The 17,062-nt window shown below is 46.4% G+C and carries 15 protein-coding genes; 8 read left to right on the top strand and 7 right to left on the bottom strand.

The window, feature by feature from the left end:
• Positions 1-33 precede the first annotated feature (33 nt).
• From ACT6R0_RS13180 to ACT6R0_RS13170, 3 genes are read right to left on the bottom strand one after another with little or no spacing between them, the layout of a single operon-like run.
• Positions 34-1,461, bottom strand: a complete 1,428-nt coding sequence (locus ACT6R0_RS13180; RefSeq protein ID WP_444654392.1) for a CCA tRNA nucleotidyltransferase — start codon at positions 1,459-1,461, stop codon at positions 34-36.
• Positions 1,462-2,037, bottom strand: coding sequence for an L-threonylcarbamoyladenylate synthase (locus ACT6R0_RS13175; protein WP_444654394.1), 576 nt, complete (start codon positions 2,035-2,037; stop codon positions 1,462-1,464).
• Positions 2,034-3,137, bottom strand: coding sequence for a DegT/DnrJ/EryC1/StrS family aminotransferase (locus tag ACT6R0_RS13170; RefSeq protein ID WP_444654395.1), 1,104 nt, complete (start codon positions 3,135-3,137; stop codon positions 2,034-2,036). The genes ACT6R0_RS13175 and ACT6R0_RS13170 overlap by 4 nt, the downstream gene beginning before the upstream one ends.
• Before the next feature lie 127 nt (positions 3,138-3,264).
• On the opposite strand from ACT6R0_RS13170, the gene ACT6R0_RS13165 reads away from it, so the two are divergent.
• Both ACT6R0_RS13165 and ACT6R0_RS13160 read left to right on the top strand, forming a co-directional pair.
• Positions 3,265-4,374 carry a glycosyltransferase family 4 protein gene (locus ACT6R0_RS13165; RefSeq protein WP_444654396.1) on the top strand — a complete coding sequence of 370 codons (1,110 nt, stop codon included), beginning with the start codon at positions 3,265-3,267 and terminating at the stop codon, positions 4,372-4,374.
• 2 nt (positions 4,375-4,376) lie between these two features.
• On the top strand, positions 4,377-5,255 hold the full coding sequence (locus ACT6R0_RS13160; protein WP_444654397.1) for an ATP-grasp fold amidoligase family protein: 879 nt from the start codon (positions 4,377-4,379) through the stop codon (positions 5,253-5,255).
• Positions 5,256-5,296: 41 nt separating this feature from the next.
• Here the strand turns inward: ACT6R0_RS13160 and ACT6R0_RS13155 are convergent, their stop codons facing one another.
• On the bottom strand, positions 5,297-6,199 hold the full coding sequence (locus ACT6R0_RS13155) for a glycosyltransferase (RefSeq protein WP_444654398.1): 903 nt from the start codon (positions 6,197-6,199) through the stop codon (positions 5,297-5,299).
• A gap of 237 nt (positions 6,200-6,436) precedes the next feature.
• Here ACT6R0_RS13155 and ACT6R0_RS13150 point away from each other — a divergent pair, with 237 nt between their 5' ends.
• A complete protein-coding gene (locus ACT6R0_RS13150; RefSeq protein ID WP_444654399.1) occupies positions 6,437-7,210 on the top strand; it encodes a lipopolysaccharide kinase InaA family protein in 774 nt (257 codons plus the stop codon).
• A 72-nt stretch (positions 7,211-7,282) separates the two neighbouring features.
• Complete coding sequence (locus ACT6R0_RS13145; RefSeq protein ID WP_444654400.1) at positions 7,283-8,113, top strand: glycosyltransferase family 2 protein; 831 nt, start codon at positions 7,283-7,285, stop codon at positions 8,111-8,113.
• 122 nt (positions 8,114-8,235) lie between these two features.
• Here the strand turns inward: ACT6R0_RS13145 and ACT6R0_RS13140 are convergent, their stop codons facing one another.
• Both ACT6R0_RS13140 and ACT6R0_RS13135 read right to left on the bottom strand, forming a co-directional pair.
• Positions 8,236-10,071, bottom strand: coding sequence for a glycosyltransferase family 9 protein (locus ACT6R0_RS13140; protein WP_444654402.1), 1,836 nt, complete (start codon positions 10,069-10,071; stop codon positions 8,236-8,238).
• A 9-nt stretch (positions 10,072-10,080) separates the two neighbouring features.
• A complete protein-coding gene (locus tag ACT6R0_RS13135; protein WP_444654404.1) occupies positions 10,081-10,896 on the bottom strand; it encodes a 2,3,4,5-tetrahydropyridine-2,6-dicarboxylate N-succinyltransferase in 816 nt (271 codons plus the stop codon).
• 137 nt (positions 10,897-11,033) lie between these two features.
• Here ACT6R0_RS13135 and ACT6R0_RS13130 point away from each other — a divergent pair, with 137 nt between their 5' ends.
• From ACT6R0_RS13130 to ACT6R0_RS13120, 3 genes are all read left to right on the top strand, one after another.
• Positions 11,034-11,780 (top strand): class I SAM-dependent methyltransferase, encoded by a 747-nt coding sequence (locus ACT6R0_RS13130; protein WP_444654405.1) that lies wholly within the window; start codon positions 11,034-11,036, stop codon positions 11,778-11,780.
• A 90-nt stretch (positions 11,781-11,870) separates the two neighbouring features.
• The gene (gene ruvX, locus ACT6R0_RS13125; protein ID WP_444654518.1) at positions 11,871-12,290 is read left to right on the top strand and encodes a Holliday junction resolvase RuvX; all 420 of its coding nucleotides are present in this window, start codon (positions 11,871-11,873) and stop codon (positions 12,288-12,290) included.
• 107 nt (positions 12,291-12,397) lie between these two features.
• Positions 12,398-13,894, top strand: coding sequence for a malate:quinone oxidoreductase (locus ACT6R0_RS13120; RefSeq protein ID WP_444654407.1), 1,497 nt, complete (start codon positions 12,398-12,400; stop codon positions 13,892-13,894).
• Between the two features lie 88 nt (positions 13,895-13,982).
• Here ACT6R0_RS13120 and ACT6R0_RS13115 read toward each other — a convergent pair whose 3' ends face one another.
• Entirely contained in the window at positions 13,983-16,199 is a 2,217-nt protein-coding gene (locus ACT6R0_RS13115; protein ID WP_444654408.1) for an FUSC family membrane protein, read from the bottom strand.
• Between the two features lie 269 nt (positions 16,200-16,468).
• On the opposite strand from ACT6R0_RS13115, the gene def reads away from it, so the two are divergent.
• Entirely contained in the window at positions 16,469-17,056 is a 588-nt protein-coding gene (gene def / locus ACT6R0_RS13110) for a peptide deformylase (RefSeq protein WP_444654409.1), read from the top strand.
• Positions 17,057-17,062 lie beyond the last annotated feature (6 nt).

The following is a 17,062-nucleotide window of genomic DNA, read 5'->3' as shown; positions in this document are numbered from 1 at the left end:
CAAACTCTGAAACTTTGCTACTTTGAAACTTTGCTACTTTTTTTGCAACCCCATCTTCCCGGCCTTCTCCAGCATGAATTTGTGGGCCGCTTCATATTCGTTGGGGATCTCGCCTTCAAGTATCGCTTCTTTGATGGCCTCTTTTAATGTTCCGATCTCCCTGCCGGGGGTAAGCCCGAATGTTGCCATGATCTCTTCTCCGGTGATCGGCGGCTGGAAGTTGCGCACATGGTCGCGTTCTTCTACCTCTACTATCTTTTGGCGTACGATCTTGAAGTTGTTATGGTACTTTTTAAACTTATTCGGGTTCTTTGTCGTGATGTCAGCCTCGCACAGTGTCATCAGGCTCTCAATGTCCTCACCTGCATCAAACACCAGCCTGCGTACGGCCGAGTCGGTCACAACGTCCTCGGACAATACAATGGGACGCGAACTCAGCATCACCATCTTCGATACGAACTTCATCTTTTGGTTCATCGGCATGTGCAGGCGCTCGAACAGTTTCTTTACCATCTTGCTGCCCACAAATTCATGCCCGTGGAATGTCCAGCCTACTTTTTTGCTGAATTTCTTTGTGGGTGCCTTGCCGATGTCGTGCAGCAGTGCGGCCCAGCGCAGCCACACATCATCAGTATTGGACGCTATGTTATCTACCACTTCGAGGGTATGGTAAAAGTTGTCCTTGTGCTTTTGGCCTTCCACTTCCTCAACCCCCTTCAATGCGGTAAGTTCGGGCAGGATAATGTCTAGCAGTCCCGTTTGGTGAAGAAGCAAAAAACCTATGGATGGTACAGGAGCCGAGAGGATCTTATTTAGTTCGTCCACAATGCGCTCGCCCGATATGATCCTTATGCGCTCTTTATTGCGCTCGATCGCCTTTAGCGATCCCTCTTCAATGGTGAAGTTAAGTTGTGTCGCAAAGCGGATGCCGCGCATCATTCGGAGCGGGTCATCGCTATAGGTTATATCAGGGTCCAGGGGCGTGCGAATGACTTTATCCTTTAAGTCGCCAATCCCATTGAATGGATCTACCAATGCACCAAAGTTATTTTCATCCAGCGAAAGCGCCATTGCGTTAATGGTAAAGTCCCGTCGGTTCTGGTCATCTTCCAGCGTGCCGGTCTCCACATGTGGGTTGCGGCTTTCCTCGGTATACGATTCTTTGCGTGCACCAACAAATTCAATGTCGATATCCTCAAATTTGAGCATAGCGGTACCATAAGTCTTGAATACCTGTACCTTCGGTTTTCTAGGTAATAGCGACGAAACCTTTTGAGCCAGGTCAATACCACTGCCAACGGCCACAATATCGATGTCTTTTTTAAAGTCGCGTTTTAGCAGCAAGTCGCGCACAAAGCCGCCTACCACGTAGCTTTTTACGTCAAGTTCCTTAGCGGCCTGCGAGGTAATGCTGAAAATTTTATTGGTAAGGGCTTCCTTGTATGAAGTTTTGTTTTCCATTTACGGTCGAATCACTTTTACCTGCAAATTATTCCCCAGCTTAATGATGGCCGAAGGTTTTGCAGATACTTTTTCACGGTGCAAATTTACGACATAGTCTACGCCGTCCAAAATATGATGGTCTATTTCTTTAAAAGAAGTGGGCGTAGGCCTCCCGCTGATGTTGGCCGAAGTCGATACCAGCGGCTTTTTCATGCGTTCCATCAACTTAAAGCAAAAAGGTTCTGTTACTAAACGTATCCCGAGGGTCTTGTCTTCAGCAATAATGTTCGGGGCCACGTTGCGCGGGTTATCGAGTATCAGGGTGGTGGGTTTTTCGCTCAGGTCGAGTATCTGCCATGCTACTTCGGGGATCTCCTTAAATACATTGTGCATCATGCGGTCGCTGTTCATCAGTACGATCATGCTTTTGCTTTCCTCTCGCTGTTTCAGTGCGTATATCTTTTTTACGGCTTCCGGGTTGGTCGCGTCGCAGCCAATGCCCCAAACCGTATCGGTAGGATAGAGGATGATGCCGCCATTTTTTATTGCCTCAAAGGCGTTGTGTACTTCGGTATTTATATCGGGTGTGCTCATTTATAATTGTTTAGTGTGTCAACCACTTTTTTAATATCTTCATTTGTCATCACCGGGCTTATCGGCAAACTTAAAACCTCTTCATGGATCTGTTCGGTGATCGGAAAGTATAAATGATGAAGTTCAGGGTAGGCCTCCTGCCTGTAGGGCGGTATAGGGTAGTGGATGAGCGTTTGTATGCCATTATCTTTTAAATACTCCTGTAGCCTGTTGCGTTCTATGGTGCGAATGACGAACAGATGCCAAACGTGTTCTTTTTCATTTTCAGGGAGCTGTGGAAGGATGATATCAGGATTAATTATGTTTTCCAAATAATATTTCATCACCTCCCTGCGCTTTTCATTCTCCTCATTAAGATACTGCAGCTTTACATCCAGCACGGCAGCCTGTATCTCATCGAGCCTCGAATTCAGTCCCTGGTATTTATTCACATATTTCTCTTCCGACCCGTAATTCGCCAGCGCCCTTATGGTTTTGGCCAATGTGTCGTCGTTGGTCGTAACCGCTCCGCCATCGCCCAGCGCACCAAGGTTCTTGCCCGGATAAAAGCTAAAACCCGCCGCATCGCCCAGGTTGCCGGTTTTTATCCCGTTCCATTCCGCGCCAATGGCCTGTGCATTGTCCTCTATTATCTTTAAGTCGTGCTTTTGTGCCAATGCCTTCAGTTCTTCAGAAAATACCACACGTCCGTAGAGGTGCACGATCATGATGGCTTTCGTTTTAGAAGTTATAGCGGCTTCTATTTTGGATATATTGATATTATAGGTGTCAATGTCCGGCTCCACCAAAACAGGCACAAGGCAGTTATCGGTTATTGCAAGTATCGAAGCAATGTAGGTATTGGCAGGTACTATCACTTCGTCACCTTCCTTCATTACAGCTAATTCCATATAGGCTTTGATTATCAGGCGCAATGCATCCAGCCCGTTGGCAACTCCTATCGCATTTTTGCAGCCTGTGTATTCACAAAGGCTGGCTTCGAACTGCTTTACCTCGTCGCCCAAAAGGTACCATCCGCTCCGGAAAACCTTTAGCAGCCGGGCTTCGGTCTCCTGTTGGTGCAGGAGGTTTACTTTTTGCAGGTCGAGGAACTTTACCATTTTACTGAATTTACAAAACAAAAATATAGAAACTTTATAGACAACGCCATTAAAAAACAATTCCTTTGCTTTTTGTTGTATTTCAGGCAGACTGATTTCACTACATTTGCGCAACTAAAAACGATGTATGAGGTTACTACAGGTTACGGCATCCAAAGGCTGGCGCGGGCACGAGCAAAAGATCATCTATTTGTATGAGGCGTTCCGTGATCTTGGCTATGTAGAGGACCAATGGATCGTGTGCGTGAGGGATTCCGAGATACATAAAGTGGCCTTGAGCAAGAATATGCAGGTTATCGCATTGGACTACACCGGCGAGTACGACCTCAAATTTGCAAAAGCGCTGAAAAAAATAGCCGACGAAAATAGGGCTGATATCGTATTTATCCACAACAGCGAGTCGCATACACTGGCTGTTTTGTCATCGTTATTATATGGACTGAAGATCCCACTTGTGCTGTGCCGTACGCTTATCAAGAGAGTGGATACCAACTTCCTCCGCAAATGGAAATATAATTACAAAGGCATCAAAAAGATCATCTGCGTATCGCAGCCGGTGGTCGAAGTGCTAAAATATGCCGTGAAAGACCACAGCAAGCTTTGTGTAGTGGGCAGCGTGACCGACATTAATAAGTTCCAGCACATTGATACCGGGATCTTGCGAAAAGAGTTCAACATTCCGCAGGACCTGAAGATCATAGGGAACATTGCGGCCTTTACCGCCATGAAGGACCTATTTACCTGGGTGCGTACAGTGTCTGAACTGAAAAGCCGAGGTATTAAGGCGGCTTACATCATTATTGGCGACGGTCCGCAGGAATCCGAAGTCAAGGCCCTGGCGCAGGAACTCGGGGTCTATGATGACATTATCTGGGCAGGTTTCCGAAAGGACATTCCGCAGGTGCTCCCAGAGTTCGACCTGTTCCTATTCACCTCCAACAACGAGCCTACGGGCGGTGTGTTGCTGGAATCCTACGCATGCCGTGTGCCTATCGTTGCCAACAATGCAGGCGGCATAGGTGAAGTGCTTATTCCGGGAGAGACAGGGCTAATGGCCGAAGTAGGCAACCCTGCTTCATTTGCGGACAAGGTGCAGGAACTGCTCTATAATGATGCATTACAAAAGAAATTTACAGATAGTGGCTACGAATTCCTGAAGAATAATTTTACGAAGGAAGTTATCGCCAAAAAAATGTTCAACGAGCTCAACGAAGTATTAACCGCCTCCAAAAAATAACCATGAACTTTTTCAAAAGGAAATTTTACCGCTTTTATGTCGATTTTCTTAAAGGCTCAAATAACGACGTGAAGTATCTTAAGGCCCAGTACTATCTCAAAAATGAGCGAAAGCTGGATATAGAGGACCCGAAGGAGTTTACCGAAAAGATACAGTGGCTAAAGCTGTTTTATTATACCGAAGCCTACAAAGATTTTGCGGACAAGTATGAAGTGCGCAAATATGTGAAGGACAAGGTAGGAGAGGGCGTGCTTAATGAGATCTATGGCGTTTACGAGCATCCGGAAGAAATAGAACTTAATGACCTGCCGGAGAGTTTTGTGCTTAAGTGTACCCACGCCTCGGGCACCAATATTGTTGTAAAAAAGAAAAGCAGGCTTGACTGGCGCAAAGCCAAAAAACAGTTGAACAAATGGCTAGCCGATAATTACTATAAAAAAAGCAGGGAACGCATATACAAGGACATCCAACCCCGCATACTTGCCGAAAAATACCTGAGCGGACTGGCCGACGGCTCTATCATCGATTATAAATTCTATTGTTTTAACGGGAGGCCGGAATATGTTTTGGTGAAGGTCGAAGAGAATGGTACCGATAAGAAATGCTATTATACCATGGATTGGGAAAAAGTATGGCCGGAGAATATCACCAAGAGCTTTTTAGTGACCGATATACCAAAACCTTCTAATTTCGATGAGATGAGGGATGTGGCGGTAAAGCTCTCTCAAGGTTTTATTTTTGTGCGGGTCGACCTGTATTCTGTTAGTGGTAAAACCCTGTTTGGCGAAATGACCTTTTTCCCTACAGGAGGCATTAAGCGCCTTGGTGTGGAAAGGCTGAACAAGGAAATGGGCGATCTGATAAAATTGCCACGAAGATAAATTTGAAATAATATATTCTTTACGGTTAGAGAGGGAAATAACTACTTCCCTTTCAACCTGTAAATACCTAATGCCTTTTTCAGCATTTTGTTGAATAACACCCAGTTCACGTAAAGCCCGTTCTTAAAGCTGGTCCACCACCAGGCAGAGTGGGGCAGGATACCGCTGCTTATGGTCGCTTGCATCGATTGGGACACGATGAAGTCATTTTTCACATCGCCCCATGTGATATTGCCATAGCCGTCGAACTCATTCACCTTGTTCTTCTCATGGATGATTGACATCCATAGCCTTTTGTTGTTCACCTGTTTTACGCGAGTTTCTTTTTTCCAGTGGTTATGGTCGTTGGCCCACACGGTGGTAGGGTTGTCGTTCTTCTCGATCAGGCTGATGAACGGGTTGAAGATATGTTCTTTCTTGCCAAGCATGATCACAGGCTTTATTTGCAACGAATAGCCTTTTATAACGTCGATGGCAAGGTAATCCTGACTGTCGAACTGCTTTTGCACCTCGTCGATAAAGGTATTCCGGATGCAGTCGTCGTTATCAATGCGGGAAGTAATGAGATAGGGTTTTCCAACCGTTTCGGCGGTGATGAGTTTTTGTATCTCGGGGTAAAAAGCCGGCATGCCCTCGATGTAAAACAGCCTTATATTTGGCTGATTGCCAATGATGGATGCGATTTTTTGCCTGTAGGTTTCGGGTGTGGTCACGTCGAAATAGATGAGCCACTGGAAGTTTTTATTTACCTGTGCCGCGACAGAGGGAAAGCAAAAGTTCTCGAACAGCCACAGCCTGTGCTCCAGCCACTCATCGGTAAGGAGGGTCTCGTTGTTTTTTGTAACGTCCCACTTTGGGTTTTTCAGGTTAAAGCGGGTGATGAGGTAATGGCTGAACATAGTGCGGCTTAGGTTGATAATTACTATCTGATTTATTCTAACCACATAGACATATAGGTTTTAAAAGCCTTGAAAAGGGATGTTTAAGTACACAAAGTATGAAGCGTAGCTTCACCTATGTGGAAATATGTTACCTCCGGTCAGCTAAAAAAAACAATGGATCCTATGTTTCTATGTGGTTGTCATATATGAGATGTGATGCTTAATTTCGGTAAAAATAGCGCAATTATTTGAAGTGTAAAATGCAAAATGGTTACTTTTGTACAAAATTTGCAATTGCCGATGATGAATGCCGTCCATCCTGAATTCCTTTCGCAGTCAAAAGAAATAGTCCATATTGTTGAGAATTTTGAGACTGAAGGTGTTCTTTTCATTGCAGGCAAGCGCAACAAGATCAAGCTGTTCCCGCTTGGAGACATGACGGTTAACGTTAAGTCCTTCAAAGTCCCGAATATCCTTAACAAGTTGGTATACCGCTTTTTCCGAAAAGGAAAAGCGCAACGCTCGTACGAGTTCGCCAACAGGCTATTGGAAAAAGGCATCGGCACACCACAGCCCATAGCCTATTTTGAGAACAAAGGGCCGTTTTCACTAAAGGACAGCTACTACATGAGCGAGCAGCTTGAGGCCGACCTTACCTTCCGACAGCTGATCGAGATACCCGATTATCCGGAACACGAGATCATTCTGCGCCAGTTCACGCAATTTACATTTAAGCTGCACGAGCTGGGTATAGAGTTCCTCGACCATACGCCCGGTAATACGCTGATCAAAAAAACAGGTCATGAAAAGTACGGGTTTTTCCTTGTCGACCTGAACCGGATGAATTTCCACAGCAGTAAAATGACGCTGAAACAGCGCGTGGTCAATATGGCGAAACTTACTCCCGAAATGCGCCTGGTAGAGGTAATGTGCGATGAATATGCTAAGCTGTACGGCAGGCCTTATGATGAGGTGCTTTCGCTGATGGTAAAGTACACGCAGTATTTCAGCAACCGTTTTCACCGCAAGCGCCGCATCAAGGAAAAGCTGGGCCTGCGAAAAAAAACAAATTAACTATCTTTGCGGCTGCGAAAGGTACTTGCATTATTAATGAAAAGCCACAGCAACTAAGAACCTCAGAAAAAAATGAAAATATCAGTTATAGTAAGTACATATAATGCAGAAAAATGGCTGGAGAATGTCCTTATCGGCTACAGCAACCAGACCTACAAAGATTTTGAGCTTATTATTGCCGATGACGGTTCACGCCCTTCAACAAAAGAGCTTATCGACCGTCATGCTGCCAACTATCCTGTTCCTGTGCGCCACCTGTGGCACGAGGACAAAGGCTACCGCAGGCAGGAGATACTGAATATTGCCATTATGGAGGCTGCCAACGAGTATATCATCATGACCGATGGCGACTGCATACCGCGCAAAGATTTTGTGGAAGTGCACGCCAAGTTTGCCGAGAAAGGAAAATTTCTTTCCGGAGGGTACTGCAAGCTTACCATGAAAGCAAGCGAGGCCATTACTAAAGAAGATATTCTGAATGAGAATTGCTTTGATGTGGACTGGCTGAAAAAGCAGGACAAGCTGGGCTTTTCGCAAACCCTAAAACTAACTGCCGGCCCTGTTCTGGGTGCCGTGCTCGATACCGTTACAACGACAACGCCATCTTTTAATAATTGTAATTCGTCAGGTTTCCGTGAAGACATGATCGCCATTAACGGCTATGATGAAAGGATGAAATACGGCGGCCCGGACCGTGAGTTCGGCGAACGCCTGGAAAACATCGGCGTAAAAGGCAAGCAGATACGCCACAAGGCCGTATGCCTGCATCTGGACCACGCACGCGGCTATAAAACCCCCGAATCACTGGCAGCTAACCTGGCCATCCGAAAAGAGGTAAAGGAAAAAAAGATTAAGTGGACACCTTATGGCATTGTGAAAGAGCCGGGTATTACTGTGGAGTGATACTGCTTGTAAAGGCTGTACGATATTTTTGCCACGAATTGCATAAATTCCACTAATTCTACGGTTGCGGCTGATCCCCGCCTGAAAATTGATACGATCTATGTAATTGGTGGCTGACCTTTTTATGCCCTAACCTTCTGTTTGATGTTTGTCTTCAGGAAACGCAGCAACTGATCCTTAAATAAATTCAATTTCAGCTTTTGGTAGAGCTCAAGGGACCTCTCTTTGAATTCCTTAGGATGTCTGTCGCCGTATATTTCAGGGTAAAAATCCTGCAGGTGTACTGCAATGTGTGTTTCGTTATCCGTAAGCATGCTCCACGATCCTTTGTTGATCCACGGTGAGAAAATGGTAAAGGTAGGCACACCCAACGCCTTGGCCATGTTTACCGCTCCGCCTTCATTGCCTGCTAATGCATCGCACTGAGAAAGCACTGCAATGAACTCGCGCAGGCTTTTTGTATACAGGTCGAATAATATTTTCTGCTGCGTTCCGGGACGGCAAAGGTTGTATATCTCTGTGGCTTTATCTGTTTGTTTTGGCAAGTAGTTAAAGAGCAGCTGTACATTGCTGTCAGCAACGATAAGATCGAGTACAGCAGCCATTTCATGTGCAGGAAGGCTCTTTATATCGTCGCTTCCCATCACACTGATCATTATCACAGGCAGTGATGTGTCGAGGCTTTCAGCCAACAGCTTTTTGGCATTGCTGACCTCGGTTTCGGTAAGGTATATTTTAGGATATACTACCGGATGCTTTTCATTTGTAAGCGCTTCAGCCAGCTGCATGCGGTGTACCAGTGCCGAATTCGGCGCTTTCCAGTCGGGCTGTATCGTTTTGTCATAAAAGAAGGAGGTATACCATTTTTTGAAACCTATGCGGGTCTCTGCTCCGGAGAACAGGGTTATGATACCGCTTTCCCATTTGTTGTACGCATCGATCACGGCATCGTATTTTGCCTTTCGGATGCGCCATGCAAATTTGAACAGTGCGATCCGGCTCTTGCGGTATTCTTCTTTAAAAACAACGATATTATCAATGTTCGGGTTATTGTCGATGACCGGGCGGGTAAAATCATGTACCATATAGTCCACGCGCGAGTCGGGGCAGCTTTCCTTCAGGATATTGCATATCACACTGCTGGCCAGCACGTCGCCGATCATCTTTTGCTGTATGACCAGCACCTTTTTGCCTTCGGCGGCATACATCTCCTTCAGGTATACATAGCGCATGTATACATGATGGCCCAGTATCGAGGCTATCTCATAACCCCTCCTGCCATTGACAAAGCCGAATTTCAGTACGTAATATTTGAAAAATCGGAAAGCAGGACGCACAGTAAAGTGGAAAACATTAGGCCTTATCCCGTCTTTGTAGAATTCCTTGGCCTTCAGCTTGGAGTATTGCAGCCGCTTTTGTAAAAAGTCCTCTTTATCCTTAAAGGAGTAATGGTGGATGGCATGCTTGAGGACCCGGCTTTTCCCGTTGATGCTTAGCTGCTCGTGTACCAGCTTGTCACTGTAACGGCACATCGATCTACGAAAAACCCTTGCCGTCCTGTCTTCATTCAGGCTATTGTTAATTAAAGGCCTGCCTTCATAATAAAAGATGCGCTTAACCCAAAATGCCACCTCTTCGGGTTTGCTGTTCACTGCCGAAATGATCTCGGCAATGCCTTTTTCAGTTATGCGCTCATCAGCATCAAAAAACATTACCCAGTCGTTTTCGGCCAGGCCTATTGTGTAGTTGCGCTGTGAGGAGAAATCGTCGAACACGCGCTGGTAAAAGCGCACATGGGGGAATTCTTCTTTTATGATCTGGGGTGTACGGTCGGTACTGAAGGAGTCCACAACAACGATCTCGTCGGCAAACGACATGTTTTGCAGGTACTCCCTTATGTTGTGCTCTTCGTTAAAGACGATCGCAAGGGCAGATATTCTTGTGTTGAGTTCACTCATAAGCAATGGTTAAACCGCTACATCATATTCCCTTAGAGCGTTATTAAGAGATGTTTTCAGGTCGGTAGACTGCTTGCGCTTGCCAATGATGAGGGCGCACGGTACCTGGTATTCGCCTGCGGCAAATTTTTTGGTATAGCTGCCCGGTATCACTACGCTGCGGGCAGGTACAACGCCTTTCATTTCTACAGGGGTATCGCCGGTCACGTCGATGATCTTGGTCGAAGCGGTAAGGCACACATTGGCGCCAAGCACGGCTTCGGTCTCAACGCGCACGCCTTCTACCACAATGCAGCGGGAGCCGATGAACGCGCCATCCTCAATGATCACCGGAGCTGCCTGAAGCGGTTCCAGTACACCGCCTATGCCTACGCCACCGCTAAGATGTACGTTCCTGCCGATCTGCGCGCAGCTGCCCACAGTGGCCCAGGTATCTACCATAGTGCCTTCGTCAACATAAGCACCGATATTCACATAGCTTGGCATCAGGATCACGCCCGATGAAATATATGCCCCGTGGCGTGCCACAGCATTCGGCACAACACGGATGCCTTTTTCGGCATAGTTGCGCTTCAGCGGCATCTTATCGTGGTATTCGAATATGCCGGCCTCAAGGGTTTCCATCTTTTGGATAGGGAAGTACATCACCACTGCTTTTTTCACCCATTCATTAACCTGCCAGCCGCCTTCTACAGGTTCGGCAACGCGCAGTTTGCCTGTGTCTAACAGCTCGATAACTTCGCGTATGGCATTGGTGGTTTCTTCATTCTGGAGGAGGCTTCGGTCTTCCCAGGCCTTTTCTATAATGGGTTGAAGGGCGTTCATGGTGTTTGCTGATTTTCGGCAAAGATAACAATACAGAGTTATAAAGCCGTTTCAATTTCTTGGGACAAAGTACAAATATTTTTCAATGCGAAGCCTCATTTTGTTATATTTTTTATCTTTATCGTAAATATCGGATAATGAAAGATAACTTCTCCGCACAGGCCAAAACCTATGCCGCTTACCGCCCCAATTACTCACAGGAATTCATTGATCACATAGCTTCTTTCGTAAAAGATAAAGAGATAGCCTTGGATGTTGCTACCGGCAATGGGCAGGTTGCGGTAAAGCTGGCAAAGCATTTTAATACGGTCTATGCAACCGACATAAGCCAAAAGCAATTGGATAATGCCATTCCTGCAGATAACATCATTTATAAGATGGAAAGGGCAGAGCAAACGTCGTTTGGTGATAAAATGTTCGACCTCATTACCGTGGCGCAGGCCATTCACTGGTTCGATTTTGAAGCTTTTTATAAAGAGGTATACCGCATCCTGAAACCTGACGGGCTGTTCGTGGTAACAGGCTATGGGCTTTTCTCTACCAATCCCGAAAGCGACCGTCTCATCCATCACCTGCACGAAGATATCCTGGGCGACTATTGGGATCCCGAGCGCAGGTATGTTGATGAAAATTACCAAACCATACCGTTCCCGTTTCAGGAAATTAAAACGAAACAGTTTTCCGAAACCTTTACCTGGTCGTTTGAGCACCTGCTGGGCTACATTGAATCCTGGTCGGCCGTACAGCATTATATAAGGAAGAACGGTACGCACCCTGTAGACCTTATCCGTGATGAACTAAAAGAATCGTGGGATAAAAACGACGGCAAAGCAGAATTTCCGTTACTTTTGCGAATGGGAAAAATTTCAGATTTCAGATTGTAGATTTCAGATTTGCCACTCATAACCTAAGTATTGACGGCAAGAGTGAAGCTCAATCTGAAATCTACAATCTACAATCTACAATCTGAAATAATTATGAGAATACTCTCGATTGACTACGGCCTGAAACGAACCGGCATAGCAGTAACCGATGAAATGCAGCTTATAGCCTCCGGGCTTACCACTATTGAGTCGGGTACGGCTATTGATTTCCTTCGTAATTATTTTGCAAAAGAAAAGGTAGAGCGGGTACTCATCGGGGAGCCAAAGCAAATGAACGGGCAGCCATCGCAGAGCGCTCCGTTGATCGAGGCATTCATCGTAAAATTTAAGGAAACGTTCCCCGATATGCCGCTGGATCAGGTGGATGAGCGCTTCACCAGCAAAATGGCTTTCCAGACAATGATAGACAGCGGACTGAAGAAAAAACAACGTCAGGATAAGGCCCTCATTGATGAGATTTCGGCAACAATTTTACTACAGGATTATTTATCACGAAAAAATTTTCGCTAATTCCTTCACTTTCGGTAAAAATTTAATTACCAATACATTTCAGCTCCTATTAAGAAAAATTTAAGAGGAATGAAACTAAATTTGTACATACAAATTTACACCCCGAAATGTCAGCAACGATAAAGCACGAACCCGATGTGGTTCTTATAGGCGCAGGAATCATGAGCGCCACACTTGGCATGTTCCTTAAGGAGCTCATGCCCGAAATTACAATCGATATTTACGAAAGGCTCGATGTGGCAGCCGCCGAAAGCAGCGATGCCTGGAACAATGCAGGTACGGGCCATTCTGCTTTTTGCGAGCTCAATTACACGCCCGAAAGGCCCGATGGCAGCATCGATACTTCAAAGGCCGTAAAAATTGCCGAATCATTCGAAGAGTCTAAGCAATTCTGGGCACACCTTGTTGAGAGGGGCCTGATAAGCAACCCTGAAGAATTCGTGAAAACAATTCCCCACATGAGCTTTGTATGGGGTGCCGACAATGTAGAATACCTAAAAAAGCGCCATGAAGCCCTGCAAAAATTCCCGATCTTTAGTGGAATGGAATATAGCGAAGATCCTGCCGTTATCGGGCAGTGGATGCCGCTGGTAATGGAAGGGCGCGACCCAAATGAACCGATCGCGGCTACAAATATGTCAATCGGCACCGATGTGAACTTTGGCGAGCTTACCCGCGACATGTTCGCTTGGCTAAGCAGCCAGCCGGGTGTCAACCTGCACTTCAGCCACGAGGTAAAGGACATGCGCCGTTCGGCGAAAGCGCCCAAGTGGAAACTGAAGATAAAGAACCTGCAGACAGGGGAGAAGTTCAGGCTGTACAGCAAGTTCATCTTCATTGGTGCGGGTGGCGGTTCGCTGCACCTGTTGGAAAAGGCCGACATTCCCGAAGGTAAAGGCTATGGTGGATTTCCGGTAAGCGGGCAGTGGTTAAAGTGCATTAATCCTGAGGTTATCGAGAAGCACCACGCCAAAGTATATGGTAAGGCATCGGTGGGGGCACCGCCAATGTCGGTACCGCATATCGATACGCGCATGATCAACGGCAAAAAGGAATTATTGTTCGGGCCATATGCGGGCTTTAGTACAAAGTTCCTCAAGAATGGCTCATATTTCGATCTGCCGACATCCATACAATTCAATAACATCGGGCCTATGCTGGCAGCAGGCTATCATAATATGTCCTTGACAAAGTACCTTATCGACCAGGTGATGCAAAGTCCCGAAGATCGTTTGGAAGCGCTGAAAGAATATCTTCCGGATGCGAAAATGGAGGACTGGAAGCTGGAGGTCGCGGGCCAGCGCGTACAGGTGATCAAAAAGGATGAAAAGGAAGGCGGCAAACTGGAATTCGGTACCGAGGTTATCACGAGTGCAGATGGCTCACTGTCGGTATTGCTGGGTGCTTCGCCGGGTGCATCGACCGCCGTATCCATCATGCTGGAGCTGATGGAGCGCTGCTTCCCTGAACAAATGAAAAGCCCCGAATGGCAAAACAGGCTGCGCGACATGATCCCATCCTACGGGCAGTCGCTTAACAACAACCCGAGCGCCCTGAACGCGGTTAGGCACCATAGCGCCGAAGTGCTGGGATTGGCGGAGTAATAAGTATGGCTTTAAATATAAGATCCCGGAGATTTTCTCCGGGATCTTTTTTGTCATTAGCGTATACTTGCATTTCGATCTTGTAAATCTACTTTAACTCCAATTGCCGCGTGGCCTTTACGATCTTTTCCGAAAGGCTGTTGAGCCATACCAGTTGCTCAATAACTAATTGGGCTTCTTCCATTTTAAGCCGGAATTCCTCTTCTTCCGTCAAATGTTCTTCGCGTAGCTCACGCGCACGAATGTTCTTCAGCTCGGTAAAGCGCATGGCGAGTTCCTCATTTTCTGCCAACTGTGCCTCGCCGGCCTGTATGCCAATGCTTAACAGTGAGATCGCATGGTCGAGGTTCCTTATCACGGTACTTACCACAACATTAAAAGCCTCAGAAGCCTTGGATGTTTTATGCGACTGGATATAGGTCCCTAACGAGGCCAGCGATGACAAAAGGGTATGGTTGAGCACAGCCAGCTTATACACCTGTTGCTGTTGCTTTTGCTTTGATTTGGGCTCCTGAGACATCCGTTGGTACGACGACATCAGGTTGCCTAGCTCGATAAAGGCGTTCTTCCTTGCCAGGCGGTAGGATGTTGTCGCTATGCCTTTGCGGTTGTAGTAGCTGGAGATTTCCTCAAGGTAGTTGCGGTTGGCTTCGATGGATCTTTTAATGAACCCGGGCAGGTTCATGAACTCCCATGCGGGCCACAGGAAGTAGTTCGCCAAAAATGCCAGTGCTGCCCCCACGGCGGTATCTACAATGCGGTATTGGATCACATCTGCAATGTTAGGGTTGAGCATACCATACACAAATACAACGTATATGGTTACGAACGTTGCCCCGATGCGGTAGTTGATGGCAGTAAACGCGAAGCCGAGTATCATGCACACAATGGCCAGCGTGCCAATGATGATGGTATGGTGCACGATAGAGAGAAAGGCGAACGCGATGATGCCTCCTGTGATAGTGCCTACGATCCTTTGGAAGGAGCGCTGCTTGGTAAGCCCGTAACCGGGACGCATGATCACCACTATGGTTAGCAATATCCAATAGGTATTCTCAAAATTAAAGACCAGCCCGATAATGAAGCCAATGGCAATTGTAATGGTCAGCCGCAGTGAATGGCGGAAGATGGTTGACGAAAAGCCTAAGTTCTCCTTTAAGGTATGCAGGGGATAATATTCGGGCGTTAGGAATTTTTCCAGATCCCTGTCACGCCCTTTCAGGTCTTTGAGATCTATCTTATTGGTAAAAGTACGCTCAATGATGCGTATCTTTTCGATCTGCTTTTCGGCGTAGTGCAGCATGTTGCTCAGTGTCCATACACCTTCGGATGCCGCTTCCTTTCCGAGCTCCTTCTCATATTCGGCAATAGCCTTTATAAGGGCTTCCGCGTCGGCGGTAAGGTTATGTTTCAAGATGTATTTTTTGCGCTTGCTGATGCTTTTTGATATGCGCTTTAATGTCGAAGCCAGGTTATAAGCCAGGTTCTGGTAGGTGTTGAGCACTTTTTTATGCCCGCTGAATTTATCGTGAAGCTTGCTGTGGTCGAATGACGTAGATAACGCAAGTTCCAAAACCTCCATTAGCGAAATGAATACCAGTAACATTTTCCGGCTGCGGTTGGAGTTTCCGGCATTGCTGCGGTTGCGTATCAGTATTTCGCGCAGGTTCTCATGCGTAGTATTGATATCGACCTGTAATTTCAGCTGTTCTTCTACTATGGCAGCCCTGTCGGCATCGGCATTCCACAGGTCGCCGCGCAGCTTCATGTATTTTGCCGTTAGCTTCATGCATTCGGCGATCTGCAATTCGGTGTAGCGGTGCGGACTGAGGTAATTGAACGTTACTGAAACCAGCGTGTAAAATAAACCACCGGATAAAACCAACCCAACATATACCATTATGTCCCATCCGGTATGGATATGCCCCGAGGCAAGGGCCAGTGCGAGCAGCCCCGAGAATGAGACCATGGTGGCGCGCTGACCGTATACCGAGATCATGGAAAGAAAAAAGACAAGCACCGTCAGTACCGGGTAGAATACCCAAGGATAAGGATGCAGCAGGTTAACTACAAGCATACAGCCTGTTACGATCACCGAAGCTGTAAGAAGCCCTTTTGCACGGTGCAGGAGGTTGCTGGGAATGTCAGCAGGGTAGGTTAGGAATGCCCCTATAGCCATGGCAAACCCTGTCTCGAAATGCCCGAACTGCGCGAGTATGAGCACAGGCAGCACCGCGGCTACCGTAACGGTTACGGCCCGTGTAAAATTAGTACTGTCGGTAAATTCCCGTATCTTTTCGAACATAAAAATCGCCTGTGCTGCAAAGGTACTGAATGGCTAAATCATTCGATAAGGCATGAAGTGAATTCTCACAAAACTTTAGCATTTAAGTGTTGATCTTTAGCCATCAATGTCATGAATTCCCAAGAAAACCTAAAACCGGAAGAAGGGGTCAAAAACCAGCGAATTGAATTTGCGGAATTAGTGTAATTCGTGGTTAAATTATCTTGTTATTTTTATTACTTTTGCCGTTTGGAAAATTGCGTATTGCCTTATTTTAAAAGATATTTGATATGATATTACCTATTGTAGGATACGGCGACCCGGTGCTGAGGAAGAAGGGGGAAGAGATCGCTAAAGATATGCCGAACCTGAAACAGATCATTGCCGACATGTATGAGACGATGTATAACGCATACGGTGTAGGCCTTGCGGCACCGCAGGTAGGCCTTGCCATACGTTTGTTCATTGTAGATACAAAGCCTTTTAGTGACGATGAAGACCTTTCGAAAGAAGAGCAGGAACAATTGGCGGGCTTTAAAAAAACGTTCATCAACCCTGTAATGCTGAAGGAAGAAGGCGAGGAATGGGGTTTTAACGAAGGCTGCCTTAGTATCCCGGAGGTGCGCGAGGACGTGTACCGCCACGAAAGGATCACCATCGAATACTATGATGAAGACTTTAACAAGCACACCGATGTGTATGATGGTTTGATAGCCAGGGTTATACAGCATGAGTATGACCATATTGAGGGCGTTTTGTTTACCGATAAAATATCATCGCTAAAAAAACGTTTGATACAGAAAAAGTTGCAGAACATTATGGAAGGCAAGACGAGGCCCGACTATAAAATGAAATTTATTGCCAAAAAAGGCAGGTAATTTTTT

The organism is Flavobacterium sp. (assembly GCF_052437795.1).
GTDB lineage: Bacteria > Bacteroidota > Bacteroidia > Flavobacteriales > Flavobacteriaceae > Flavobacterium.
This window is presented reverse-complemented; position numbering and strand designations above follow the sequence as displayed.

Bases quoted from the DNA above. Each gene is read 5' to 3' on its own strand.
- ACT6R0_RS13180 (WP_444654392.1), bottom strand. From the start codon at position 1,461: ATGGAAAACAAAACTTCATACAAGGAAGCCCTTACCAATAAAATTTTC.
- ACT6R0_RS13175 (WP_444654394.1), bottom strand. From the start codon at position 2,037: ATGAGCACACCCGATATAAATACCGAAGTACACAACGCCTTTGAGGCA.
- ACT6R0_RS13170 (WP_444654395.1), bottom strand. From the start codon at position 3,137: ATGGTAAAGTTCCTCGACCTGCAAAAAGTAAACCTCCTGCACCAACAG.
- ACT6R0_RS13165 (WP_444654396.1), top strand. From the start codon at position 3,265: ATGAGGTTACTACAGGTTACGGCATCCAAAGGCTGGCGCGGGCACGAG.
- ACT6R0_RS13160 (WP_444654397.1), top strand. From the start codon at position 4,377: ATGAACTTTTTCAAAAGGAAATTTTACCGCTTTTATGTCGATTTTCTT.
- ACT6R0_RS13150 (WP_444654399.1), top strand. From the start codon at position 6,437: ATGATGAATGCCGTCCATCCTGAATTCCTTTCGCAGTCAAAAGAAATA.
- ACT6R0_RS13145 (WP_444654400.1), top strand. From the start codon at position 7,283: ATGAAAATATCAGTTATAGTAAGTACATATAATGCAGAAAAATGGCTG.
- ACT6R0_RS13140 (WP_444654402.1), bottom strand. From the start codon at position 10,071: ATGAGTGAACTCAACACAAGAATATCTGCCCTTGCGATCGTCTTTAAC.
- ACT6R0_RS13135 (WP_444654404.1), bottom strand. From the start codon at position 10,896: ATGAACGCCCTTCAACCCATTATAGAAAAGGCCTGGGAAGACCGAAGC.
- ACT6R0_RS13130 (WP_444654405.1), top strand. From the start codon at position 11,034: ATGAAAGATAACTTCTCCGCACAGGCCAAAACCTATGCCGCTTACCGC.
- ACT6R0_RS13120 (WP_444654407.1), top strand. From the start codon at position 12,398: ATGTCAGCAACGATAAAGCACGAACCCGATGTGGTTCTTATAGGCGCA.
- ACT6R0_RS13115 (WP_444654408.1), bottom strand. From the start codon at position 16,199: ATGTTCGAAAAGATACGGGAATTTACCGACAGTACTAATTTTACACGG.
- def (WP_444654409.1), top strand. From the start codon at position 16,469: ATGATATTACCTATTGTAGGATACGGCGACCCGGTGCTGAGGAAGAAG.